This is a genomic window from Streptomyces novaecaesareae (genome assembly GCF_000716875.1).
Classification (GTDB): domain Bacteria; phylum Actinomycetota; class Actinomycetes; order Streptomycetales; family Streptomycetaceae; genus Kitasatospora; species Kitasatospora novaecaesareae.
Genome location: NZ_JNWQ01000054.1, coordinates 25,413 through 48,206, shown reverse-complemented (window position 1 = coordinate 48,206; position 22,794 = coordinate 25,413). Strand labels below are relative to the sequence as shown.

Sequence of the window (22,794 nt, the reverse complement as noted above, 5' to 3'; positions counted from 1 at the left end):
CCCGGCCACCGCCACGGCCTGGACCGCTGGTTCACCACCGGGAACCTGACCGTCGCCTACCTCTCCCTCACCGCCGCCCGCCCCATGCCCCGCACCGGCGACCCCACCCGCTACTGGAACACCCTCGTCACCGCCGGCGAACTCCTCGCCACCGCCCCCAACCCCGACACCCGCATCACATTCGCCCTCCTCCGCTGCCGCACCCACGCCACCCAAGCCACCCAAGCCACCCGCCCGTAGACACAGAAAGTCGACCCCACCGACTTCCTGTACAGCACAAGCACCGGCAGTCGGCGCCCGGCAGACCATCACCTATGCGGCCCTGGACTTGGCCGCCTCCGCGCCAAATACTCCAGCGGTGGATCGTGATCTGGTTACCGTCTTTCGGCAGAGCGCGCCGTGTGCTGCGGCGCGCTCCGCCGGGGTCGACTACTGCGCGGATGGCGGCTGCGCGAATCTCAGGATATTGCCGTACGGATCGATGACCTGAAGCGTCGGCCCTCCGGGCGCGTCCGGAGAGATTCCGGGACGTACCGGCGCGTTCGGTCGGGCGAGCAATTCCCTGTGCAGCGCGGCCACGTCGCGCACCGGGATCCAGACCGCGCCGTTGGGGCCGCCATCGCCGTGGTGCTCGGAGAGGTGCAGCACTGCTGACGAGCGCGATACCTGCACGTACAGTGGCAGCCCAGGCTCGAACCGGTGCTCCCAGTCCAGGGCGAAGCCCAGGTAGTCGAGGTAGAACGGCAGTGCCTGTGCGACGGACATGACGCGCAGGACCGGCACGCCCGGGCTGATGTCCGGCGCGTCAGGGCTCCCGGCCCGGCGGGCCAGAGCGGCGAGCACGTTCCAGTCCTTGGTGCCGAGTTGGTGGGCGACCAGTTCGAGCGCAAGGCTGTGCGGGATCTCGACCCCTGCTGCGGCAAGGTCCTCGCGCAGCAGTTTGGCCAGCTTCTTGGCCTGGTCTGTGGTGGTGAACGTCATCGCGCCCGGCTTTCCACGCTGACCCGAGAGGGGGCTATATGAACTTTCGTCCGGTAGAGGGCTAGGCCCACGACTGGAGGGTCCTGGCCGCAGCCCTGCCCAGCTCCGGGTCACTCACCAACTGCCGCAGCAACTCGGCACTGCGGTCGTCCCTGCCGGCCCGCTGGAGAGAGCTCAGCGCGTTGTCGCGCACATTGGGGTCGCCGTCGTGCAGTACCGCGGTAGCCAGCGCCTCGAACACCACCGTGTCACCGACATACGACTCCAGCGACCGGGCGGCCCACTGGCGCACCAGGTAGTCCTCGCCAACTTGAAGCGCCGCCACCATCGCCCGCCCGACCCGTTGCCGACCGGCCGCCGCGTCCGGCGGCCACAGGCGAAGAATCTTGATGCACTCGATCCGGGCGAGATCGTACTCGGCCGGATCGCTGATCACCGAGACGAAGAACGAGAGCACCCGGGCGTCGTCGAGGTGGTCTTCGAGTTCGACGATGACGTCAACCTTACTGCTGCCCTGGATGTCGGCCCCGGCGGGCGTGGACCGAAACAGGTCGACGAGACGACGTCCGAGCCACCGGCGACGCCTGACAGAAGAATCATCCGGTATGGACGCAAACAGCTCGATGAGATGCCCTACCTGATCCACGGCCCCCCTCCGACTGCCCGCCGCCCTGCGTGCCCCATCGGAGCCCGCCGGGTCAACCATAACGGGACCGGCCGTCAACCGGATCGACGCCACCAGGGGCTTCGGAGGCGTTAGGTAGGTGTTCTATGCGTTTCATCCCCGCTCCGGCGAAGTAGCTTCTGCTTCAAGGTGGTTGACGTCCGGCCGCGCCGGTGTGCTGACGGCCAATGCCGGACCCTCACACCGGGCATGGTGCCTCGCCCAGGGCCTCGCCGCCGAGGCGTGGCGGCACACCCTCGGCTGCGATCCAGACGCCAACCACCTTTATTACACCGAACTCGAAGCCGGACGACTGAGCCAGGCGGAGTGGAACCGGCAGGTGGCTCCCATCCTCGGCGTGCCGGAGCACGAGAACCTGAGGAGCCGGGCGTGGACGAGTCTCCGTCTCCGGCGAGTACATGCGCCTGGCGCCGCTCGACCCGGCCACCGGGCGGCGGGACTTCCGCCCACTGGCAGAGCTGTTCACCATGCTCAAGCGCGCCGGGGCCGAGCGGATCATCACCTACGAGGCCCTGGACCTCGCCCGCCTTCTCCGCACCTAAACGGTGGGCCGGATCTCCGCGAGGATGCCCTCCGCACCTCGGTCCAGCAGGAGGCCGGCCACCTGCACGCCCAGCTTCTCCGGCTCGCTCAACGGGCCGGAGCAACTGGCCTCCACCTGCCTCTTGCCGTCCACGGAGGTGACCTGCGCGTGCAACGTCAGCACGTTCCCGTCGGCCTTGCCGTAGGCGCCGATCGGCACCGAGCACCCGCCGTGCAGCTCGGCGAGCATCGCCCGCTCGGCCCGCACCTCCGAGTCCACCACCAGGTCTCCGGCGGTGGACAGGATCTCGCGGAGCGGCTCGTTGTCCTCCCGGATCTGGATGCCCAGGGCCCCCTGGCCTGGCGACGGAGGGAACTGCTCAACCGGCAGGATCTGGCTGATCGCGTCGTCCAGCCCAAGGCGCTTGAGCCCGGCCGCCGCCAGCACCACCGCGTTCAGGTTCATCGTCTTGAGCTTGTGCAGCCGCGGCGGCACGTTACCGCGGATCGGCACCGGCACGAGGTCCGGGCGGACGTGGAGTAGCTGGGCGATCCGACGTGCCGCCCCGGTGCCGATCCGCCCACCCTGCGGCAAGCCGGCCAACGTACTCCCGCACAGCGCGTCCCGGACGTCCTCCCGTCCCGGTGGCGGCAGCAGGACCAGGCCGGGCGGGTTGGCGGTCGGCAGGTCCTTGAGGCTGTGCACGATCACGTCCACCTCGCCGGCCACCAAGGCGGTTTCCTGGTTGGTCGAGAACGCCGAGCCACCGGCGCGCGCGGAGACCTGCGGCAGGGCCGTCTTCCTGTCCTGGTCGCCGCGTTCCAGGATCACCTGGTGGCGGAAGGTCACGTCGGGGAAGCGCTCCCGCAACGGCGCCAGAAGCTCCTTGACCTGGGCCCGCGCCAAGTGACCGGCTCTCGACCCCACCACCAGTGTGCTCATACGTCAACTCCCGGCATCCGGAGAGATGTTGGCCGCATGCTACCCGGATCGACCGTGCCCGGTTTCCGACGTTATGTCGGAACCATCGAAGGAGCAGCCCGTGCTGGACACCGCCCCGGTCCTCGCCGCCGGTTAGGCAGCCAGTCAGCCGCGTGCAGCCAGGGAGGTGTACGACGCGGCTCGCAACCGCCGATGGGCCCGGACGAGGGTACGAGGCTGCACCCGGGCCCGGCCCCTGGGAGGCAGCGGCCGACCACCTCAGTGCGGCGGCGGCGTCGACTCCGGGATCGACTCCGGGCCGATCCTCGCCGAAGCGGTCTTCTCCATCTGGCCGGACGTGGACGAGGTCAAGGACGTGTGGCGGCGGGCCATGGCACACGGGCGGCTGCTCATCCCCGGGCTCCCGGCCGTGACTGCTCGTCAGTGCTCGACGGCGGCCGAGAGGAGCAGGTCCACCAGCCGGTCAGCGGCATCCGGCCGGCCGTAGGAACGCGCCCGCTCGGCCATGCCCGCACGGCGGTAGGCATCGGTCAGCAGCGGGTCGACCGCCTCTCGGAGCCGCTTCGCCGTCACCTCACCGAGGAGCGCGACCGCCGCCCCGGCCTCGTGCAGGTGGCCGGCGTTGTGCGCCTGCTCGTTGCCGGCCGAACTGGCGAGGGGGACGAGGACCGCAGCTTTACCGAGCGCCGTCAGCTCCGCGATCGTGCCCGCCCCGCTGCGGGAGACCACCACATCGGCCAGCGCGAGGACGTCGGGCAACTCGGGACCGACGAACCCGGTGAGCAGATACCGGGACGCCAGATGCGGGGGAAGAGCCGCGGCCCGGGCCCGCAGGGCTTCGACGTTCGCCGGGCCGCACTGGTGGATCACGTTGGCGCCGGTCAGCAGCCAGGGCAGAACGTCGGCCACCAGTCCGTTGATCTGCTCCGACCCCTGCGCGCCGCCGGTGACGTACACGGTCGGCAGGTCCTGGCGGAATCCGTGCAGCCCGAGCGCCTGAATCGCCTTGTCCACATGACCGGTCAGCATCTCGGGCCGCACCGGGTTGCCGGTGACGACCGCGATCGAGCGGGACGCCTCCGGCAGCAGCGCCAGCGTGGACTCGGAGGACACCGCGATACGGGCCGCCCGTCCCGCGAGCGTCCGGTTGGCCAGGCCCAGGCGCACCGTCTGCTCGTGGACGACGAGCGGGCGACGACACAGCGAAGCGGCGATGCCCACCGGCACCGCGACGTATCCGCCCGTGGCCAGCACCACATCGGGGCGGAACCGGGAGACCACCGCGCGGGCCTGGGCGACACCGAGCGGCACACGCGCCATGTCGCGCACATTCGCCGGAGAGACCATCTTGAGCGGGTTCCGGTGGCGTCGGATCTTCCCCGTCGCGACCGCCGCGAACTCGATGCCTTCACCCGCCGCGACACGGGACTCCAGGCTGTCCGCCGTGCCGACCCACAGCACGTCCAGCGCCCGACCGGCAGCGGCGAGTCTCGCCCCCGCGGTGCGGATCGCGGTGAGCGCGGGGTAGGTGTGCCCGCCCGTTCCACCGCCCGTCACGATCAGCCGGAAGGCCCGCGCCGGGAGACGGTCGACGGCATCGCTGGTCACAGAGGAGCTCCCCATCCATTCGCGCCCGGAAGCGGCGCCCGAACACGGCGGACGATAGCAGGCCACCACAGCAGTCAGGCTCGCCGTCACTGCTCGAACTGTGCGATGCCGCAGGCAACTTCACCCGATCGAGGACACATATGCGACACGCCGAGAGCCCGTCGCCGATCTCCCGGCAGGGCAGCCACCGACCGCCCTGCCGGCACGCGCGGGTGCGTCAGTGCGCGGCGGCCTCCCGGTTGGCGCCGATGCCGACGCAGACGCCGAGCCGACGAAGCGCACCAACGCCCGCCAGTAGGCTCAGCCCCCGCCCGAGTAGCCGGCGGAGTTGGCCGAACCGGAGCCGCCGTAGACCCGGGGCGAGGGCGGCGGGGTCTTGGACCGGACCCTGCGGAGGGTCTCCAGCTCGACCCGAACCCCAGCCGAGGACAGCAGCGCCGTCAGCTCCCCGGCCAGCCGCGTGGGATCCCCCGCACGCGAACGCACTGAGGGGGCCTTCTGGTTGTGCCGCAGCACCATGCGCAGGTCGTAGGCGTGACCGGCCGGGCGCCGGTCGCCCGGGTAGGGCTCCTCGATCCGGTGGGTGATCACGAACCTGCTCAACTCCGACACCGGGAGCCAGGGGTCGACGCGGCCGGCCCGGACGTACCGCATCCGCTCGGGAGCGGCCGGCGGAGCGAACTCCACCCGGTGGACCGCCTTGAGGTCGGCGAACGCCCCCAGGGGCGCGAAGACCAGGACCTCCCCCACCGACACCAGCATGACGACCAGCAGCACCGTGCCCAGGCCCACCCCGAAGGCGAGGAACAGCACAAAGCCGAGCAGCACCGAGAACCCGCCCAGGACCACCGGCGCGATCAGCGCGGCGCGGCCCGCCATCAGGACCGTTCGCACCGCCTGGGCGCGCGTCCCGCCGCCCTCCGCGAAGACCAGGTCCGTCGAGTCTGTCCCTGTGCGCAATGCCGGTCCGGCCGTCATGGTCCCAGCGTAGGGGCTGTGGGTGCGGCCGGGAACAGGCCCGCACCCACAGCCACCTGACGCACCGTCAGCGTATGGCGTCAGTGCGCGGCGGTCTCCCAGTTGGCGCCGACGCCGACCGAGACGTCCAGCGGGGCGCGCAGCGGGTAGGCGCCCGCCATCTGCTCGCGGACGACGGCCTCGACCTGCTCGCGCTCGCCCGGGACCAGCTCCAGGACGATTTCGTCGTGCACCTGGAGCAGCATCCGGGAGGTGAGGCCGGCCGCGCGCAGCGCCTCGTCCACCCGGAGCATGGCGATCTTGACGATGTCGGCGGCCGAGCCCTGGATCGGGGCGTTGAGGGCCATCCGCTCGGCCATCTCGCGGCGCTGGCGGTTGTCGCTGTTGAGGTCGGGCAGGTAGCGGCGGCGGCCGAGCAGGGTCTCGGTGTACCCCGTCGCCCGGGCCTCGTCGACGACCCGGCGCAGGTAGTCCCGCACGCCGCCGAAACGCTCGAAGTAGGTGTCCATCAGGCCCTGCGCCTCGGCCGGCTTGATGCCGAGCTGCTGCGAGAGCCCGTACGCGGACAGCCCGTACGCCAGGCCGTAGGACATCGCCTTGATCTTGCGCCGCATCTCGGCGTCGACCGCGTCGCCGGGGACCTCGAAGACCTGGGAGGCGACGGTGGTGTGCAGGTCCTCTCCGGTGGCGAAGGCCTCGATCAGCGCCTCGTCCTCGGACAGGTGCGCCATGATCCGCAGCTCGATCTGGGAGTAGTCGGCGGTGAGCAACGACTCGTAGCCCTCGCCGACGACGAAGGCGCGGCGGATGGCGCGGCCCTCCTCGGTGCGGACCGGGATGTTCTGCAGGTTCGGGTCCTGCGAGGAGAGCCGGCCGGTGGCGGCGACCATCTGGTTGAAGGTGGTGTGGATCCGGCCCTTGGGCGAGACGGTCTTGAGCAGGCCCTCGACGGTGGTGCGCAGCTTGGCCTGGTCGCGGTGGCGCAGCAGGATGACCGGCAGCTCGTTGTCGGTCTGGGTGGCCAGCCAGGTGAGGGCGTCGGCGTCGGTGGTGTAGCCGGTCTTGATCTTCTTGGTCTTGGGCAGCGCGAGCTCGCCGAAGAGGATCTCCTGGAGCTGCTTGGGCGAGCCGAGGTTGAACTCGTGCCCGGCGGCGGCGTGCGCCTCCTCCACCACGCGCTGGATCTCGGCGGCGAACTGGGCCTCCAGGCCGGTGAGCCACTCGCGGTCGGCGGCGATGCCGTAGCGCTCCATGCGGGCGAGCAGGGCGGCGATGGGCAGTTCCATGTCGCGCATCAGCTCGGTGGCTCCGACCTCGGCGAGGCGGGTGTCGAAGAGCGCGGCGAGGTCGAGCACGGCGCGGGCCTGGAGCATCAGCGACCGGGCGCCGGCCGTCTCGTCCTCCTCCGGTGCGTCGAAGGCGAGTTGGCCGCTCTCGGCGGCGGGGGCCGGGTCGAGCGAGCGGGCCAGGTACTCCTCGGCGAGCACCTCCAGGGTGAAGGTGCGGCGGCCGGGCTTCTCCAGGTAGGCGGCGAGCGCGGTGTCGGCGACGACGCCCTCGATGCTCCAGCCGCGCTCGGCGAAGGCGCGCATGACCTGCTTGGCGATGTGCAGGGCCTTGGGGGCGGCTGGGTCGGCGAGCCAGCCGGCGAGGGCCCGCTCGTCCTCCTCGGCGAGCAGCGCCGGGTCGAACCAGGCGGCCGACTCCCCTGCGGCGAGGGCGACTTCGGTGACCTCGCCACTGCCGAGCGCCCACTGGTAGACGGCGGCCAGCGCGACCGTGGTCTTGCCGTCGGAGGCGTGCTCGCGCAGCCAGGCGGCCAGCGTGCCCGGGTCGGTGAGCAGTTCGCCGTCGACCTCGACGCCGGGGGCGAGTTCGGCTTCCGCGGCGGCCTCGCCGGCGGACGGGTCGATGCCGAAGACGCGGTCGCGGAAGTTGGCGTTGCGGAACTCCAGCGACTCCATCAGGGTGCCGACGGCGGCCTTGTCGAACGGCGCGCGGGCCAGGTCGGCGACGCCGAGCGGGAGTTGGACGTCGCGGACGAGCTCGGTGAGGACGCGGTTGCGCTTGACCGAGTCGAGGTTGTCACGCAGCTTCTCGCCGATCTTGCCCTTCACCTCGTCGGCGCGGGTGACCAGTTCGTCGAAGGAGCCGAACTGGTTGACCCACTTGGCGGCGGTCTTCTCGCCGACGCCGGGGATGCCGGGCAGGTTGTCGGACGGGTCGCCGCGCAGCGCGGCGAGGTCCGGGTACTGGCTCGGGGTGACGCCGTACTTCTCGGTGACCTTCTCGGGGGTGAAGCGGGTGAGCTCGGAGACGCCCTTGGTCGGGTAGAGGACGGTGACGTGGTCGGTGACCAGCTGGAGCGAGTCGCGGTCGCCGGTGACGATGTCGACGTCGTAGCCGGCCGCCTCGGCGGCGGTGGCCAGGGTGGCGATGATGTCGTCGGCCTCGAAGCCCTCGACGGTCAGCCGCGGGATGTTCATCGCGTCGAGCAGCTCGCCGATCAGGCCGACCTGGCTCTTGAACTCGTCCGGCGTCTTGGCGCGGTTGGCCTTGTAGTCGGGGAACTCGACGGAGCGGAACGTCTGCCGGGAGAGGTCGAAGGCGACGGCGAGGTGGGTGGGCTGCTCGTCACGGACGGTGTTGGCGAGCATCGACGCGAAGCCGTAGACCGCGTTGGTGGGCTGGCCGGTGGAGGTGTTGAAGTTCTCCACGGGCAGGGCGTAGAAGGCCCGGTAGGCCATCGAGTGCCCGTCGAGCAGCATCAGCCGGGGCCGCGGGCCGGCCCCGCCGCCACCCGTCGCGCCCTTGTCCGTACTCTGCGTAGCCACGTCAACGTCCGTTCCTGCCGATTCCACTACCGGCCACCGATCCTATGGCCCGGCACCGACAAATGGGGCGCGGTGCCGGTGGGGCGCCGCACCACACCGGCCGCGCACCGCCGCCGAGTAGGACGGCCGTACGATCACTGGCAGCAGGACCCGTGACCCCCTGACCGGCAGGAGTTCCCCATGGCCGATGCGGCCCCCGGCACCGCCCCCGTCCTGAACGTCCCGCAGGACGTGCTGGACCACTTCGCCAAGCTCGGCGTCACCCCGGCGACCTTCTCCGGCGGCGACCTCGGCGAAAAGCTCGGCATCCGGATCGTCGAGGCCTCCGCCGACCGCGTCGTCGGCACCATGCCGGTGGAGGGCAACCAGCAGCCGTACGGGCTGCTGCACGGCGGCGCGTCGGCGGCGCTGGCCGAGACGCTGGGCTCGATCGGCGCGATGCTGCACGCCGGCCCCGGCCGGTACGCGGTCGGCGTGGACCTCAACGCCACCCACCACCGCTCGGCGACATCCGGGCTGGTCACCGGGGTGGCGACGGCCGTGTTCAAGGGCCGCACCGCCGCCACCTACGAGATCGCGGTCACCGACGACACCGGCAAGCGGATCACCAGCTGCCGGCTGACGTGCATGCTGCGCGACCGCTGACGGGCCCACCTCCGCCCCGGCCGCGACGCCCGCACCGTCCGCGACGCTCGCCCCGGCCGTAACGGCCGTAACGTCCGCGCTGCGGCGTCGAGTTCAGCCAATACGGGATCAAGTCCCTTGGCCGCCCCCCTGTTTGACCATCTGCCACGCTGGGCAGGCGTTGGTCTGGACAGGGGGGCGTTCGCATGTCCGGGCGCGGTCGGCGCGCGGCCCGGCCCCATCTCAAACTTGTAACACTGCGTAACAGGTAGGAAATCAGATCACCTGCCGGTTCCGGGGACCTCTCCCCACCCCCGGAGCCCCTTCGCCGCGCCCTCCTCGTCCGAAATCCGGACGCTCAAGAACGAAACCAGGGCACCGGACACGGCTGTCCGATTATCGGCACTGCCAGCTGCAACCCCTATTTCTGGGCCTTACATCCCCTTAGCAGGCGGTAAACGCCCGGCGCTGGAGGATCGATCGAGCCGAAACGACCACATGCTGAGACAACTGCTCCGTGTGCTCATAACAAGAGAATCACAGCATGCTCGCACCACTGCCCGAGCAGCCCATCGACATCTAGAGTCACGGCCAGTCACCGCGCTATCCGATTGGGCCCGGCCCTCGCGCACTCCGGCTCCCGCCACTCCCGCGCGGGCGCCTCCTGAACCGAAGGGGACCCTCGTGCGTCACCGTTCTGCAATTGTCGTGAGCATTGCCGTGATCGGCGCCCTCAGCCTCAGCGCCTGTGGCTCCCGCGGAGAGAAGAAGAGCGGCGACGGCGGCTCCGCCAACTCCGGCTCCGCCACCACCGTCGTCATCGGCGTCGACGCCCCGCTCACCGGCGACCTCTCCGCCCTCGGCCTCGGCATCCGCAACTCCGTCGACCTCGCGGTCAAGAAGGCCAACGAGACCAACGAGGTCCCGGGCGTCAAGTTCGAGATCAAGGCCCTCGACGACACCGCCAAGCCCGCCCCCGGCCAGCAGAACGCCACCCAGCTGGTCGGCGACTCCAAGGTGCTCGGCGTCGTCGGCCCCCTCAACTCCAGCGTCGCGCAGTCGATGCAGCAGATCTTCGACGACGCCAACCTGGTCGAGGTCTCCCCCGCCAACACCGGCGTCGCCCTCAGCCAGGGCGAGAAGTGGGCCAGCGGCGACAAGAAGCGCCCCTTCAAGTCCTACTTCCGCACCGCCACCACCGACGCCGTCCAGGGCCCGTTCGCCGCCCAGTTCCTCTACAACGACGCCAAGAAGACCAAGGTCTTCCTCATCGACGACCAGAAGACCTACGGCGCCGGCCTCGCCGCCACCTTCAAGGGCGAGTTCACCAAGCTCGGCGGCTCCCTCGCCGGCGAGGAGCACGTCAACCCCGACGACCGCGACTTCTCCGCCATCGTCACCAAGGTCAAGAGCTCCGGCGCCGAAGCCGTCTACTACGGCGGCGAGTACCCCGCCGCCGGCCCGCTCTCCCTCCAGCTCAAGGAAGCCGGCGTCAACATCCCCCTGATGGGCGGCGACGGCATCCAGAGCGGCGACTTCATCAAGCTCAACCCCAAGAGCCAGGGCGACTACGCCACCGCCGTCGGCCTCCCCGTCGAAACCCTCGACACCGCCAAGAAGTTCATCGCCGACTACAAGGCCGCCGGCTACAAGGACGCCTACGAGACCTACGGCGGCTACTCCTACGACAGCGCCTGGGCCATCATCCAGGGCGTCAAGCAGGCCGTGAAGGACAACAACGGCAAGGTCCCGGACCGCAAGGCCGTCCGCGACGCCGTCCAGAAGGCCTCCTTCGACGGCGTGACCGGCAAGGTCTCCTTCGACGAGTTCGGCGACACCACCAACAAGCAGCTCACCGTCTACACCGTCAAGGACAGCAAGTGGGCCGTGGAGAAGTCCGGCACCTTCAACGGCTGACCCGGCCCGACGGCCGACCCGGTCCACCAGCCGAGCCCGCTCAACGGCCGAGCCCGCTCAACAACTGAGCCCGCTCAACGGCCGAGCCCGCTCAACCGCTGACCCGACCGGCACCGCCACCACCAGCAGCACAGCGCGCGGGGGCGCCACGAGTGCCCCCGCGCGCCCCCACATCCACCACCCACGCGGACACCCCCGAACGCACTACGGAGGCCCAGCGGTGCACGACCTACCGCAGCAGCTGGCCAACGGCCTGATCCTCGGCGCCCTCTACGGACTCGTCGCGATCGGCTACACGATGGTCTACGGCATCGTCCAGCTCATCAACTTCGCCCACGGCGAGATCGTCATGGTCGGCGGCTTCGGCGCCCTGACCGCCTACCTCGCCCTCCCCGGCGGCACCACCCTCTGGCTGGCCCTACCGCTGATGCTGATCGCCGGCGTCCTGGTCTCCACCCTCACCGCCGTCGCCGCCGAGCGGTTCGCCTACCGCCCCCTGCGCAACGCACCCCGGCTCGCACCGCTGATCACCGCGATCGGGCTGTCCATCTTCCTCCAGCAACTCGTCTTCTCCTTCTACCCCGACGCCAAGAAGGCCCGCGTCTTCCCCAAGATCCCCGGCGACCCCTTCAGCCTCGGCTCCGTCACCATCCAGCGCAGCGACCTCTTCCTGATCATCGCCGCCCCCCTGTGCATGCTCGCCCTCGGCTGGTTCGTCACCCGCACCCGCTCCGGCCGCGCCATGCAGGCCACCAGCCAGGACCCGGACACCGCCAAGCTCATGGGCATCGACACCGACCGGATCATCGTCATGGCCTTCGCCATCGGCGCCGCGTTCGCCGCCGTCGCCGCCGTCGCCTACGGCCTGCGCAGCGGCCAGATCGACTTCCGGATGGGCTTCATCCTCGGCCTCAAGGCCTTCACCGCCGCCGTCCTCGGCGGCATCGGCAACATCTACGGCGCCATGCTCGGCGGCCTCGCCCTCGGCCTCGCCGAAGCCCTCGCCACCGGCTACATCCAGCACCTGCCCGGCATGCACCTCTTCGGAGGCGGCGCCTGGAAGGACGTCTGGGCCTTCGTACTCCTCATCCTCGTGCTCCTCGTCCGGCCCCAGGGCCTGCTCGGCGAGCGCGTCGCGGACAGGGCGTGACCACCATGACCACCACCAACACCGAAACCACCCCGGTCATCCCCCTGCCGGCCCGCGCCGCCGCAGCCCTCACCGGCCTCGGCGCCCTCGCCACCACCGTCTCCGCCGCCATGTCCTGGACCTGGACCTCCGACTTCCCCGGCGACCTCACCTACTACGGCTCCCCCGCCGGCCTCCAGTGGCTCGCCCTCACCGCCGGCCTCCTCACCCTCCTCCTGCTGCTCGCCACCCAGGGCGTCCCCGGCCTGCGCTGGGCCGCCCCCACCCACAGCAACAACGCCGTCCTGTACGCCGCCACCGGCGCCCTCGCCGTCGCCGCCTACTCCGTCACCTCGATCTCCGCCGAACTCGGCGGCCTCGCCAACCTCGAACCCGGCGGCTGGGTCCTCGCCGCCGGCGGCCTGCTCACCGTCCTCGGCGCCCTCGGCCTCCCCCTCGACCGGCGCACCGCCGTCCCGCTGCGGATCGTCGACAAGCGCCTCTTCCTGCTCGTCCCGGCCGCCCCCCTGGTCTGGCTCGGCGCCCACGCCATCCCCGACGACCAGCCCGTCGCCCCCGTCATCACCGCCCTCGCCGGCGGCATCGCCATCGCCACCGGCGCCGTCCTGCTGCTCCAGCTCGGCCACCTCGCCAACAGCTGGCTGCGCCTCGGCAAGATCGACCGCCCGCTCGGCGCACCGCGCGAACTCCCCTCCTGGGCCGAGGTCCTGATCATCGTCGTCGCCTTCGGGCTCGGCCTCTTCGCGATCACCTTCGGCATCGACACCGAGTACGGCGAACTCTTCACCGGCTGCCTGCTGTTCACCGGCCTCGCCGTCGCCGCCCTCACCAAGTCCGGCCTGATCGCCCGCCTGCGCGCACTGACCGTCAAGCACCGCCCGGTCACCACCGGCGCCGCCTTCGCCGCCGCCGCGAGCTTCCCGTTCACCCAGAGCAGCGACCAGTACACCTCCGTCGCCACCAACATCCTGATCTTCGCGACCGTCGCCCTCGGCCTCAACATCGTCGTCGGCCTGGCCGGCCTGCTCGACCTCGGGTACGTCGCCTTCCTCGGCGTCGGCGCCTATGCCGCCGCCCTGGTCTCCGGCTCCCCCGCCTCGCCCATCCACGTCCAGTTCCCGTTCTGGGCCGCGATGCTCACCGGCGCCGCCGTCTCCATGGTCTTCGGCGTCCTGATCGGCGCCCCCACCCTGCGGCTGCGCGGCGACTACCTCGCCATCGTCACCCTCGGCTTCGGCGAGATCTTCCGCATCACCATGCTCAACCTCAACGGCACCACCGGCCCCAAGATCACCAACGGGTCCAACGGCATCCCCCGGATCCCGGACCTGCAGATCCTCGGCTTCGACCTCGGCAAGCCCCACACCATCGCCGGCATCGAACTCGGCCGCTTCTCCAACTACTACCTGCTGATGCTGCTGGTCACCGCCCTCGTCGTGCTGATCTTCGCCCGCGTCGGCAACTCCCGCATCGGCCGTGCCTGGGTCGCCATCCGCGAGGACGAGACCGCCGCCGAAGCCATGGGCATCAACGGCTTCCGCCTCAAGCTCCTCGCCTTCGCCCTCGGCGCCTGCCTCGCCGGCCTCGCCGGCACCGTCCAGGCCCACGTCAGCTACACCGTCACCCCCGACCAGTACACCTTCGCCGAAGCCCTCCCCCCCAACTCCGCCTTCCTGCTCGCCGCCGTCATCCTCGGCGGCATGGGCACCATCAGCGGCCCCCTCGCCGGCGCCACCCTCCTCTTCCTCATCCCGAAGAAGCTCGAATTCCTCGCCGACTACCAGCTCCTCGCCTTCGGCGCCGCCCTCATCATCCTGATGCGCGTCCGCCCCGAAGGCCTCATCCCCAACCGGCGCCGGCAACTGGAATTCCACGAGGCCGCCATCCCGGCCCAGACCACCGGCGACCCGACCGCACTCACCAAGGCAGGGGCGTGACCGACCCGATGACCACCACCGCCGCACCCCTGCTCGAAGTCACCGGCGTCACCATGCGCTTCGGCGGCCTCACCGCCGTCAACGACGTCTCCCTCACCGTCGGCGAGGGCGAGATCATCGGCCTCATCGGCCCCAACGGCGCCGGCAAGACCACCTTCTTCAACTGCCTCACCGGCCTGTACGTCCCCACCGAGGGCGCCGTCCGCTACCGCGACGTCGTCCTCCCGCCCAAGCCCCACCTCGTCACCCAGGCCGGCATCGCCCGCACCTTCCAGAACATCCGGCTCTTCGCCAACATGACCGTCCTGGAGAACGTCCTCGTCGGCCGGCACACCCGCACCAAGGAAGGCATCTTCTCCGCCATCCTCCGCGGCCCCGCCTACCACCGCGCCGAGGCCGAGAGCCGCGAGAAGGCCATGGAACTCCTGGAGTTCACCGGCCTCGCCGCCAAGGCCGACCACCTCGCCCGCAACCTCCCGTACGGCGAACAGCGCAAACTGGAGATCGCCCGCGCCCTCGCCTCCGAACCCGGCCTCCTCCTGCTCGACGAACCCACCGCCGGCATGAACCCCCAGGAGACCCGCGCCGCCGAGGAACTCGTCTTCGCCATCCGGGACAAGGGCATCTCCATCCTCGTCATCGAGCACGACATGCGCTTCATCTTCAACCTCTGCGACCGCACCGCCGTACTCGTCCAGGGCCAGAAGATCGTCGAAGGCGACCGCGAGACCGTCCAGAACGACGAACGCGTCATCACCGCCTACCTCGGCGCCCCGCTCGAAGACAGCACCCCCGCAGCACCGGAGGACACCAAGTGACCGCGCTCCTGGAGGTCGAGGACCTCCGCGTCGCCTACGGCAAGATCGAAGCCGTCAAGGGCATCAGCTTCACCGTCCGGCAGGGCGAAGTCACCACCCTCATCGGCACCAACGGCGCCGGCAAGACCACCACCCTGCGCACCCTGTCCGGTCTCCTCAAGCCCACCGCCGGACGCATCACCTTCGAGGGCCAGGACCTCAGCACCGTCCCCGCGCACAAGATCGTCGCCCTCGGCCTCGCCCACTCCCCCGAGGGCCGGCACATCTTCCCCCGCATGACCATCGAGGAGAACCTCCTCCTCGGCGCCTTCCTGCGCAGCGACACGGCCGGCATCCAGGCCGACGTCGAACGCGCCTACAGCCTCTTCCCCATCCTCGGCGAGCGCCGCAAGCAGGCCGCGGGGACGCTGTCGGGCGGCGAACAGCAGATGCTCGCCATGGGCCGGGCCCTGATGTCCCAGCCCAAACTGCTCATGCTCGACGAACCCTCCATGGGCCTCTCGCCGCTCATGATGCAGAAGATCATGGCGACCATCGTCGAGCTCAAGGCCGGCGGCACGACCATCCTCCTGGTCGAACAGAACGCCCAGGCCGCCCTGTCACTGTCCGACCAGGGCTACGTCATGGAGACCGGCCGCATCGTCCTCTCCGGCACCGGCGCCGACCTCCTCCACGACGAATCCGTCCGCAAGGCCTACCTCGGCGAGGACTGACCCCGTATACGGCAAGGGCCCGGCGGACGCTGTCCGCCGGGCCCTTCCTCACGTCCTACTCGGACTTGCCCTCTTCCGCCTTCTTGCGGTCCTGGGCCTCGCCCTCCTCGATGACCGCCTCGGCCACCGCCGCCATCGTCATCCGCCGGTCCATCGACGTCTTCTGGATCCACCGGAACGCGGCAGGCTCGTTCAGCCCGAACTTCGTCTGCAGCACACCCTTCGCCCGGTCCACCAGCTTCCGGGTCTCCAGCCGCTGGGTGAGATCCCCGATCTCCTTCTCCAGCGCCCGCATCTCGGTGTACCGCGACACCGCCATCTCGATCGCCGGCACCAGGTCCGACTTCGAGAACGGCTTGACGATGTACGCCATCGCCCCCGCGTCCCGCGCCCGGTCCACCAGCTCCCGCTGCGAGAACGCGGTCAGCATGAGGACCGGCGCCAGGTGCTTCTCGTGGATCTGCTCGGCGGCCGACAGCCCGTCCAGCACCGGCATCTTCACGTCGAAGATCGCCAGATCCGGCTTCAGCTCCTCCACGAGCTGCACCGCCGTAGCCCCGTCCCCGGCCTCCCCGACGACGGTGTACCCCTCCTCCTCCAGCATCTCCTTCAGGTCGAGACGGATCAACGCCTCATCCTCGGCGATCACAATCCGGGTGATCTGGGGCGATTCGGTCTCAAGCGGCTGTGCCTGCTCGTCGGCGGTGCTCACGGGGCTCCTAGTTCCGGCGGGGTACTGCATGCACGAGGGTACCTAGCTGCGCCGGACAGTGCTCACGGGGTATCCTTCACGGGCGCGAACTTGCCGGGTTGGTGGAAGGGCAGACACGATCGCCTCAAAAGCGATTGCCTGAAAGGGCGTGTGGGTTCGAATCCCACACTCGGCACCAGAATTTTCCTCATATTCCCAGGTTGCGGGAAATTCACCTCTTCCAGTGGACCGTGCCCAAAGCGTCCACCATCCGGCTTGACGCACCTCACTGTGGCGCACATGACCACACTTTCTGTGCGCGAACAGGCTGTTCACCTCCTCCGTCGAGGCATCAGCAATGCCGAGGTGGCCCGCCGCCTCCGCGTCCCGAAGGGCACGGTCTCGTGGTGGAAGCACCAGGACCTCGCCAAACGCAACGAGCTCCCCGGTCGTAAGCGCTCCGCGTGTATGCACTGCTACGGCGACGAGCTCAACCGCCCCGCCTACGCCTACCTCCTTGGCCTTTACCTCGGCGACGGCCACATCCTGCTACCCAACGAGTACCGCAGGACCCAGAGTCTCCAGATCACCTGCGACGACAAGTGGCCAGGCGTCATGGATTCCGTCGAACAGGCCATGCGTCAGGTGCTCCCCAACAACAAGCCTTGCCGGGTGCGGCGTACCGGATGCCACGACGTCAAGATCTACTCGAACCACCTCACCTGCCTGTTCCCCCAGCACGGCCCCGGCAAGAAGCACGAGCGCACCATAGCCCTAGCGCCCTGGCAGCGGGAGATCATCGACGCTCACCCCTGGGAGTTCCTGCGCGGCCTCATCCACTCCGACGGCTGCCGCATCACCAATTGGGCGACCCGCACGGTCGCCGGGGTCCAGAAGCGCTACGAGTACCCGCGGTATTTCTTCACCAACACCTCAGCCGACATCATCGGCCTCTTCACCGCCACCCTCGACGCCGTCGGCGTCCAGTGGAAGAACGCCTCCCGGTCCAATGGCGGCTTCAACATCTCCGTCGCCCGCAAGGACTCCGTCGCCCTCATGGACGCCCATATCGGCCCCAAGTACTGACAGCGGCGCGGCGGTTCGTTCGAAGCGGGCCCTGGCGGCCTCGTAGGCCGCGCCGGCGCCGGGGCGGTTGAGGATCTCCTGGCAGAGGTCGCGCCAGAGTACGTGGTCGCTCATCCCGCTGATTCTCACCCGGGCAAGCATGTGGGCGGCATCCCTCATACGAGGGATGCCGCCCAAGGAGAGTCCGTTCAGGCGTCCAGCGTTCCCACGTGGTGGACGCGGACCAGGTTGGTGGAGCCGGCGAGGCCGGGGGGTGAGCCGGCCGTGATCACCACGATGTCGCCCTTCTGGCAGCGGCCGAGGGAGAGCAGGGCCGCGTCGACCTGTTCGACCATCTGGTCGGTGGTCGGGGCGAAGGGGCCGAGGAAGGTCTCCACGCCCCAGGTGAGGGCGAGTTGGCTGCGGACGGCCGGCTCGTAGGTGAAGGCGAGTACCGGGATGGGTGAGCGGTAGCGGGTCAACCGGCGGGCGGTGTCGCCGGATTGGGTGAAGGCGATGAGGTACTTGGCGTGCAGGAAGTCGCCGATCTCGGCGGCCGCGCGGGCGACGGCGCCGCCCTGGGTGCGTGGCTTGTTGCCGGTGGTGAGCGGGGGGAGGCCGGCGGCGAGGATGTCGTTCTCGGCGGCTTCGATGATCCGGGCCATGGTCTTGACGGTCTCGACGGGGTACTTGCCGACCGAGGTCTCCCCGGAGAGCATCACCGCGTCCGTCCCGTCCAACACCGCGTTGGCGACGTCGGAGGCCTCCGCCCGCGTGGGCCGGGAGGCGTTGATCATCGAGTCGAGCATCTGGGTGGCGACGATGACCGGTTTGGCGTTGCGCCGGGCGAGCTTGATGGCGCGCTTCTGGACGAGCGGGACCTGTTCGAGGGGCATCTCCACGCCCAGGTCGCCGCGGGCCACCATGATGCCGTCGAAGGCGTCGACGACGGATTCGAGGTTCTCGACCGCCTGCGGCTTCTCGATCTTGGCGATGACGGGGACGTACCGTCCTTCCTCCGCCATGATCCGGTGGACCTCCTCGATGTCGCGCCCGCTGCGGACGAAGGAGAGCGCGATGAGGTCGGCTCCGGTGCGCAGCGCCCACCGCAGGTCGGCGACGTCCTTGTCGCTGAGTGCGGGGACGGAGACGGCGACGCCGGGGAGGTTGAGGCCCTTGTGGTCGGAGACGAGGCCGCCTTCGATGACGAGGCACCGTACGCGGGGTCCGTCGACGGCGAGGACTTCGAGGGTGACTCGGCCGTCGTCGACGAGGATGCGTTCGCCGCGGCTGACGTCGCCGGCGAGTCCGCTGTAGGTGGTTCCGCAGGTGTCCTTGTCCCCTACGACGCCTTTGTCGGTGGAGATGGTGAACTCGTCGCCGCGTTCGAGGAGTACGGGCCCGTGGGCGAAGGTGTCGAGGCGGATCTTCGGGCCTTGAAGGTCGGCGAGGACGCCGACGCTGCGGCCGGTCTCGTCGGCGGCTTTGCGGACGCGGCGGTAGCGTTCTTCGTGTTCGGCGTGCGTGCCGTGGCTGAGGTTGAATCGGGCGATGTCCATCCCGGCGTCGACCAGGGCTTTGATCTGGTCGTACGAGTCGGTGGCGGGCCCGAGGGTACAGACGATTTTTGCTCGGCGCATACTGCTGAGCGTAGGCATTACCGGCGCGTAACCTCGACGCGGGTCCAGTCTGCGGGATGACCTTTGCCGTAAGGGTAGTTGAACAATCTGACACATCCTCGGACCGGTGTGCGAGCGTTGTCCCGCGCGCCCCTTCCGGTGGTCCGCCGATGCGATTCCGTGAAGGGCTGTTCACCTCCGGTTCACCGTCACTTCCGTTGCCGCTCCCCGCCCGGCGGGACGCTCGTCACCCCCGGGTGAGCTGCCGGGGGTCCGGGTGGACCACCCGGACGAAGGAGCGGACGAGGGGGAGGCGTTCTGCATGAAACGCGCGCTGGGGGTGGTCGCGGCCTTGGCCCTGCTGGGCTGGGTGGCGTATGCGCTGGTCCCCGAGGACAAGCGGGCCGATGTGGTCACGGTCTCCGGTCTGATCGGTTCGGAGAAGCGCGACTTCTTCGACAATCCGGACGTGAAGGCGGAGTTGCGGAAGCGGGGCCTGGAGGTCAAGGCGGACTCGACCGGTTCCTGGACGATGAGCGAGCAGGCGAAGAACGCCAAGGGGCTGGACTTCGCGTTCCCGGCGAGTGCCGCGCCGGCCCGGGACATCCAGCGCAACTGGGAGTTGAAGGATTCGCCGCTGGTGCCGTTCTACTCGCCGCTGGTGATCGTGACGCACGAGTCGGCGGCTCAGGTCCTGAAGCAGAACCAGCTGGCGGACGTGGACGCCGGGAGCGGCGTCTGGACGTTCCGAATGGACAAGTACGTGGAGGCGCTGCGGACCGGCCGGAAGTGGAAGGACCTCAAGGGCGCCGCCGAGCACCCGGAGCTGGCCGGGATGCTGTACGTGTCGACCACGGACCCGGAGAGTTCGTCCTCGGGGGCGATGTACCTGGCGCTGCTGGCGTACGTCGCGAACGGCAACCAGGTGGTGTCGGACGACGCGGGGGTCAACACCGTCCGGGACGTCCTGGCCACGTCCAGCAGGCTGCAGGGCATGCAGAAGATCAGCAGTGACGAGCCGTTCCGGGACTTCTTCGCGGGGGTGGGCACGCTGGTCTTCGCGTACGAGTCGCAGGCGGCCGCGCTTCCGCTGCAGGGCAAGTCGACGGGGGACATGGTCGTGATGTACCCGGACACCACGGTGCAGTCGGACCACACCCTGGTGGCCCGTACGGACAACGGCCGCAAGCTGGCCGACGTGCTGGAGAACGACGAGGTGCTGCGCAAGCTGGAGGCCCGGTTCGGTCTGCGCCCGCAGGAGGACCAGGAGGCGTTCTGGAACCTGGTGAAGGACCGGAAGCCGCCGTCGTTCGCGCGCGACCTGCGCGGTTCCGGGTTCAAGCAGGCGACGCTGCCTTCGCTGGACAACCTGGTCAAGCTGACCAACGCGGCAAAGGGGAACGCGTAGTGGACTTCCGCACGAAGCGCGTGGTGGACTTCCGGACGAAGCGCCGTGGCGGGCTGACCGCCGCGCTGGCGGCCGTGCTCGTGGCCGTGACGGCCTGCACCTCCTCGGGGGGCGACAAGCCCGGCCCGGGGCCCTCCGACCAGCCGGCCGAGACGGCGCGCCCGGGGGTGCTGCGGATCCTGGCCGGCAGTGAACTGCAGGACCTGGCGCCGGTCCTGGAGGAGGCCAGGAAGGCCACCGGGGTGACGGTGCAGTTCGCCTGGACGGGCACGCTGGACGGCGCGGACGCGGTGTCCTCGGGGCGGGCGGACGGCAAGTACGACGCGGTGTGGTTCCCGTCGAACCAGTACCTGCGGTTGGATCCGGTCGGCAAGTCCAAGGTGCTGTCCGAGACTCCGGTGATGGTGTCGCCGGTGGCGATCGGGGTGCGTTCCTCGGTGCTCGGGGACCTGGGCTGGGGCGACGGCTCGAAGGTCACCTGGGCGCAGGTGGGCGACGCGGCCGCGGCGGGCAAGCTGACGTACGGGATGGCGGATCCGTCGCGGTCCAATTCGGGCTTCTCCACGCTGGTGGCGGTCGCTTCGGCGTTCTCCAAGGCGGATTCGGCGCTGTCCGAGGCGGACGTGCAGAAGGCGACGCCGCAGCTGAAGCAGTTCTTCACCGGCCAGAAGCTGACGTCCGGTTCCTCGGGCTGGCTGGCCCAGGCGTACACCCGGGCCGAGTCGGGCGTGGTGGGTGCGCTGGTGAACTACGAGTCGGTGCTGCTGTCGTTGAACAAGACGCTGCCGGCGCAGCAGCAGTTGACGGTGGTGCGTCCGTTGGACGGCGTGGTGTCGGCGGACTACCCGTTGTCCCTGCTCTCCTCCGCCGCGCCGGACCAGCGCGACGCCTTCCAGCGGCTGACTTCGTACCTGCGCAAGGACGAGGTGCAGAAGCGTATCTCGGAGGTGACGCTGCGGCGTCCGGCGGCCGCGGGTGTGGCGCCGGCCGCCGGGTTGCCGACGGACCGCCGTCCGGAGTTGCCGTTCCCGGGGACGCGGGCGGTCGCGGACGGTCTGCTGGCCGCGTACCAGAACGATCTGCGCCGGCCGTCCCGGACGGTGTACGTGCTGGACACCTCGGGCTCGATGGAGGGTGCGCGGATCTCGGCGCTGAAGACGGCGCTGGGCCGGCTGACGGGGGCGGACGACACCCGCGGGGTGCGGCGCTTCCGCAACCGCGAGGAGGTCACCCTGCTGTCGTTCGCCTCCTCGGTGAAGTGGACGAAGACGCATCTGGTGCCGCCGACGGGCAGCCAGCCGGGGCCGCAGGCGGAGCTGGCGGCGATCAACGCGGATGTGCAGTCGCTGTCGGCGACGGGCGGTACGGCGCTGTACGACTCGTTGGAGGAGGCGTACCGGGTGATCGGGCGCCAGCAGGCGGCGGCGAACGACGACCGGTTCACCTCGATCGTGCTGATGACCGACGGGGAGAGCAACTCCGGGGCGACGGACGCGGACTTCAAGCGTTTCCACGACGCGCTGCCGGCCTGGCAGAAGTCGATCCCGGTGTTCCCGATCAGGTTCGGCGAGGCGGCGGTGAGCCAGTTGCAGGGGGTCGCGGACCTCAGCGGCGGCAAGCTGTTCGACGGTTCGGGTTCGCTGGACGGGGCGTTCGAGGAGATCCGTGGCTACCAGTGACGGGCTCGTCCGGCGGGCGCTGCGGTACCTGGAGTCGGCCAGGAACCTGGTCGGCTGTGCGGGCGGCGCGGTCGGGGTGGGGCTGCACTACGCCGGGCTCGGCGGGGACCTGTGGCCGGGGGTGGTGGCCGGCCTGTACGCGGTGGGCGCGCTGCTCGCGCCCGGCCGCCGGGGCGACCCGTCGGAGGGGTCGTCGGCCCCGCCGGGCCCGGCCTCCGCGGGGGCGAACCCCGGCCCGGATCCGCGGTCGGGGTCGGTATCGATGCCCGTTTCCCCGCCGGGACCGGTTTCCCCGCCGGCGCCCGAGCCCGACCCGGAGCTGGAGGCGCTGGCCGCCTACCTGGACACCGTGCCGCTGCCGCCCGGCGTCGGCGTGGACGGTCTGCTGACGGCGCTGCGCGAGGCCGGCCCCGGCCCGGTGGCGGAGCTGATCGTCCGGGACCGGCTGCCGGTCGCGGTGGCCGGCTACCTGCGGGCGCGGACCTGGCAGCCGTGGGCGGGCCCGGACGCGGCGGACCCGGCGGCGGAGCTGGGCCGCGAGGTGGGCCGGCTCGCCGCCGAGCTGGCCTGACCTCGCGGACACCTCGCGGGACACCTCACCCGACTCCCCGCCGGACTCCCC

General features: G+C 70.2%; 18 protein-coding genes, 1 tRNA gene and 2 pseudogenes. 13 read left to right on the top strand and 8 right to left on the bottom strand.

The genetic code is table 11. The annotated features are described in order from the left end of the window. A pseudogene (locus OP86_RS20955) lies at positions 1–240 on the top strand (hypothetical protein); the annotation flags it as partial. 189 nt (positions 241–429) lie between these two features. Here the strand turns inward: OP86_RS20955 and OP86_RS37520 are convergent. Together OP86_RS37520 and OP86_RS20945 are read right to left on the bottom strand one after the other, a co-directional pair. After that, positions 430–981 carry a glyoxalase superfamily protein gene (locus OP86_RS37520; RefSeq protein WP_030057738.1) on the bottom strand — a complete coding sequence of 184 codons (552 nt, stop codon included), beginning with the start codon at positions 979–981 and terminating at the stop codon, positions 430–432. 61 nt (positions 982–1,042) lie between these two features. Further along, a complete protein-coding gene (locus OP86_RS20945) occupies positions 1,043–1,627 on the bottom strand; it encodes a HEAT repeat domain-containing protein (RefSeq protein WP_051830347.1) in 585 nt (194 codons plus the stop codon). 431 nt (positions 1,628–2,058) lie between these two features. On the opposite strand from OP86_RS20945, the pseudogene OP86_RS35990 reads away from it, so the two are divergent. Continuing rightward, positions 2,059–2,208, top strand: a pseudogene (locus OP86_RS35990) (delta-aminolevulinic acid dehydratase); the annotation flags it as partial. Here OP86_RS35990 and hemC read toward each other — a convergent pair. From hemC to polA, 4 genes are all read right to left on the bottom strand, one after another. Beyond that, positions 2,205–3,131, bottom strand: a complete 927-nt coding sequence (gene hemC, locus OP86_RS20935; protein WP_030057735.1) for a hydroxymethylbilane synthase — start codon at positions 3,129–3,131, stop codon at positions 2,205–2,207. The pseudogene OP86_RS35990 and the gene hemC overlap by 4 nt on opposite strands. Positions 3,132–3,551: 420 nt before the next feature. Then, on the bottom strand, positions 3,552–4,754 hold the full coding sequence (locus OP86_RS20930; protein WP_030057734.1) for a UDP-N-acetylglucosamine--N-acetylmuramyl-(pentapeptide) pyrophosphoryl-undecaprenol N-acetylglucosamine transferase: 1,203 nt from the start codon (positions 4,752–4,754) through the stop codon (positions 3,552–3,554). A 285-nt stretch (positions 4,755–5,039) separates the two neighbouring features. Beyond that, positions 5,040–5,699, bottom strand: coding sequence for a hypothetical protein (locus OP86_RS20925; RefSeq protein WP_157849796.1), 660 nt, complete (start codon positions 5,697–5,699; stop codon positions 5,040–5,042). Between the two features lie 98 nt (positions 5,700–5,797). After that, positions 5,798–8,485 carry a DNA polymerase I gene (gene polA, locus OP86_RS20920; RefSeq protein ID WP_199815228.1) on the bottom strand — a complete coding sequence of 896 codons (2,688 nt, stop codon included), beginning with the start codon at positions 8,483–8,485 and terminating at the stop codon, positions 5,798–5,800. A gap of 246 nt (positions 8,486–8,731) precedes the next feature. Between polA and OP86_RS20915 the strand changes: the two genes are divergently transcribed. The 6 genes from OP86_RS20915 (at position 8,732) to OP86_RS20890 (ending at position 15,710) form a co-directional block, all read left to right on the top strand. After that, positions 8,732–9,196 carry a PaaI family thioesterase gene (locus tag OP86_RS20915; RefSeq protein ID WP_051830345.1) on the top strand — a complete coding sequence of 155 codons (465 nt, stop codon included), beginning with the start codon at positions 8,732–8,734 and terminating at the stop codon, positions 9,194–9,196. A 663-nt stretch (positions 9,197–9,859) separates the two neighbouring features. Beyond that, positions 9,860–11,092, top strand: a complete 1,233-nt coding sequence (locus tag OP86_RS20910; RefSeq protein WP_030057730.1) for a branched-chain amino acid ABC transporter substrate-binding protein — start codon at positions 9,860–9,862, stop codon at positions 11,090–11,092. Positions 11,093–11,312: 220 nt separating this feature from the next. After that, positions 11,313–12,242: a branched-chain amino acid ABC transporter permease gene (locus OP86_RS20905; protein ID WP_030057729.1), complete on the top strand. Its 930-nt coding sequence runs from the start codon at positions 11,313–11,315 to the stop codon at positions 12,240–12,242. Between the two features lie 5 nt (positions 12,243–12,247). Beyond that, positions 12,248–14,179 carry a branched-chain amino acid ABC transporter permease gene (locus OP86_RS20900; protein ID WP_051830351.1) on the top strand — a complete coding sequence of 644 codons (1,932 nt, stop codon included), beginning with the start codon at positions 12,248–12,250 and terminating at the stop codon, positions 14,177–14,179. Positions 14,180–14,187: 8 nt separating this feature from the next. Then, positions 14,188–14,997, top strand: coding sequence for an ABC transporter ATP-binding protein (locus OP86_RS20895; protein ID WP_051830350.1), 810 nt, complete (start codon positions 14,188–14,190; stop codon positions 14,995–14,997). Continuing rightward, positions 14,994–15,710 (top strand): ABC transporter ATP-binding protein, encoded by a 717-nt coding sequence (locus OP86_RS20890; RefSeq protein ID WP_030057725.1) that lies wholly within the window; start codon positions 14,994–14,996, stop codon positions 15,708–15,710. Before OP86_RS20895 ends, OP86_RS20890 begins: the two co-directional genes overlap by 4 nt. Positions 15,711–15,765: 55 nt before the next feature. Here the strand turns inward: OP86_RS20890 and OP86_RS20885 are convergent, their stop codons facing one another. Beyond that, a complete protein-coding gene (locus tag OP86_RS20885) occupies positions 15,766–16,452 on the bottom strand; it encodes an ANTAR domain-containing response regulator (RefSeq protein WP_245231817.1) in 687 nt (228 codons plus the stop codon). Positions 16,453–16,514: 62 nt separating this feature from the next. On the opposite strand from OP86_RS20885, the gene OP86_RS20880 reads away from it, so the two are divergent. Together OP86_RS20880 and OP86_RS20875 are read left to right on the top strand one after the other, a co-directional pair. After that, positions 16,515–16,600: transfer RNA gene (locus OP86_RS20880), tRNA-Leu, on the top strand. 101 nt (positions 16,601–16,701) lie between these two features. Beyond that, entirely contained in the window at positions 16,702–17,487 is a 786-nt protein-coding gene (locus OP86_RS20875; protein ID WP_030057723.1) for a helix-turn-helix domain-containing protein, read from the top strand. Positions 17,488–17,675: 188 nt separating this feature from the next. On the opposite strand, the gene pyk is transcribed toward OP86_RS20875, so the two are convergent. Beyond that, a complete protein-coding gene (gene pyk, locus OP86_RS20870) occupies positions 17,676–19,106 on the bottom strand; it encodes a pyruvate kinase (protein WP_030057722.1) in 1,431 nt (476 codons plus the stop codon). A 301-nt stretch (positions 19,107–19,407) separates the two neighbouring features. Here pyk and OP86_RS20865 point away from each other — a divergent pair, with 301 nt between their 5' ends. The 3 genes from OP86_RS20865 to OP86_RS20855 are packed head-to-tail and all read left to right on the top strand — an operon-like array spanning position 19,408 to position 22,743. Then, positions 19,408–20,493, top strand: a complete 1,086-nt coding sequence (locus OP86_RS20865) for a substrate-binding domain-containing protein (protein WP_030057721.1) — start codon at positions 19,408–19,410, stop codon at positions 20,491–20,493. Next, positions 20,493–22,172 (top strand): vWA domain-containing protein, encoded by a 1,680-nt coding sequence (locus OP86_RS20860; protein WP_234435063.1) that lies wholly within the window; start codon positions 20,493–20,495, stop codon positions 22,170–22,172. The genes OP86_RS20865 and OP86_RS20860 overlap by 1 nt, the downstream gene beginning before the upstream one ends. Next, positions 22,159–22,743 carry a hypothetical protein gene (locus tag OP86_RS20855; RefSeq protein WP_051830344.1) on the top strand — a complete coding sequence of 195 codons (585 nt, stop codon included), beginning with the start codon at positions 22,159–22,161 and terminating at the stop codon, positions 22,741–22,743. The genes OP86_RS20860 and OP86_RS20855 overlap by 14 nt, the downstream gene beginning before the upstream one ends. Positions 22,744–22,794 lie beyond the last annotated feature (51 nt).

Excerpts from the sequence above, each read along its gene's own strand:
- hemC (WP_030057735.1), bottom strand. The coding sequence starts at position 3,131 with ATGAGCACACTGGTGGTGGGGTCGAGAGCCGGTCACTTGGCGCGGGCC.
- pyk (WP_030057722.1), bottom strand. The coding sequence starts at position 19,106 with ATGCGCCGAGCAAAAATCGTCTGTACCCTCGGGCCCGCCACCGACTCG.
- OP86_RS20885 (WP_245231817.1), bottom strand. The coding sequence starts at position 16,452 with ATGCAGTACCCCGCCGGAACTAGGAGCCCCGTGAGCACCGCCGACGAG.
- OP86_RS20865 (WP_030057721.1), top strand. The coding sequence starts at position 19,408 with ATGAAACGCGCGCTGGGGGTGGTCGCGGCCTTGGCCCTGCTGGGCTGG.
- OP86_RS20900 (WP_051830351.1), top strand. The coding sequence starts at position 12,248 with ATGACCACCACCAACACCGAAACCACCCCGGTCATCCCCCTGCCGGCC.
- OP86_RS20915 (WP_051830345.1), top strand. The coding sequence starts at position 8,732 with ATGGCCGATGCGGCCCCCGGCACCGCCCCCGTCCTGAACGTCCCGCAG.
- OP86_RS37520 (WP_030057738.1), bottom strand. The coding sequence starts at position 981 with ATGACGTTCACCACCACAGACCAGGCCAAGAAGCTGGCCAAACTGCTG.
- polA (WP_199815228.1), bottom strand. The coding sequence starts at position 8,485 with ATGCTGCTCGACGGGCACTCGATGGCCTACCGGGCCTTCTACGCCCTG.
- OP86_RS20895 (WP_051830350.1), top strand. The coding sequence starts at position 14,188 with ATGACCACCACCGCCGCACCCCTGCTCGAAGTCACCGGCGTCACCATG.
- OP86_RS20875 (WP_030057723.1), top strand. The coding sequence starts at position 16,702 with ATGACCACACTTTCTGTGCGCGAACAGGCTGTTCACCTCCTCCGTCGA.
- OP86_RS20930 (WP_030057734.1), bottom strand. The coding sequence starts at position 4,754 with ATGGGGAGCTCCTCTGTGACCAGCGATGCCGTCGACCGTCTCCCGGCG.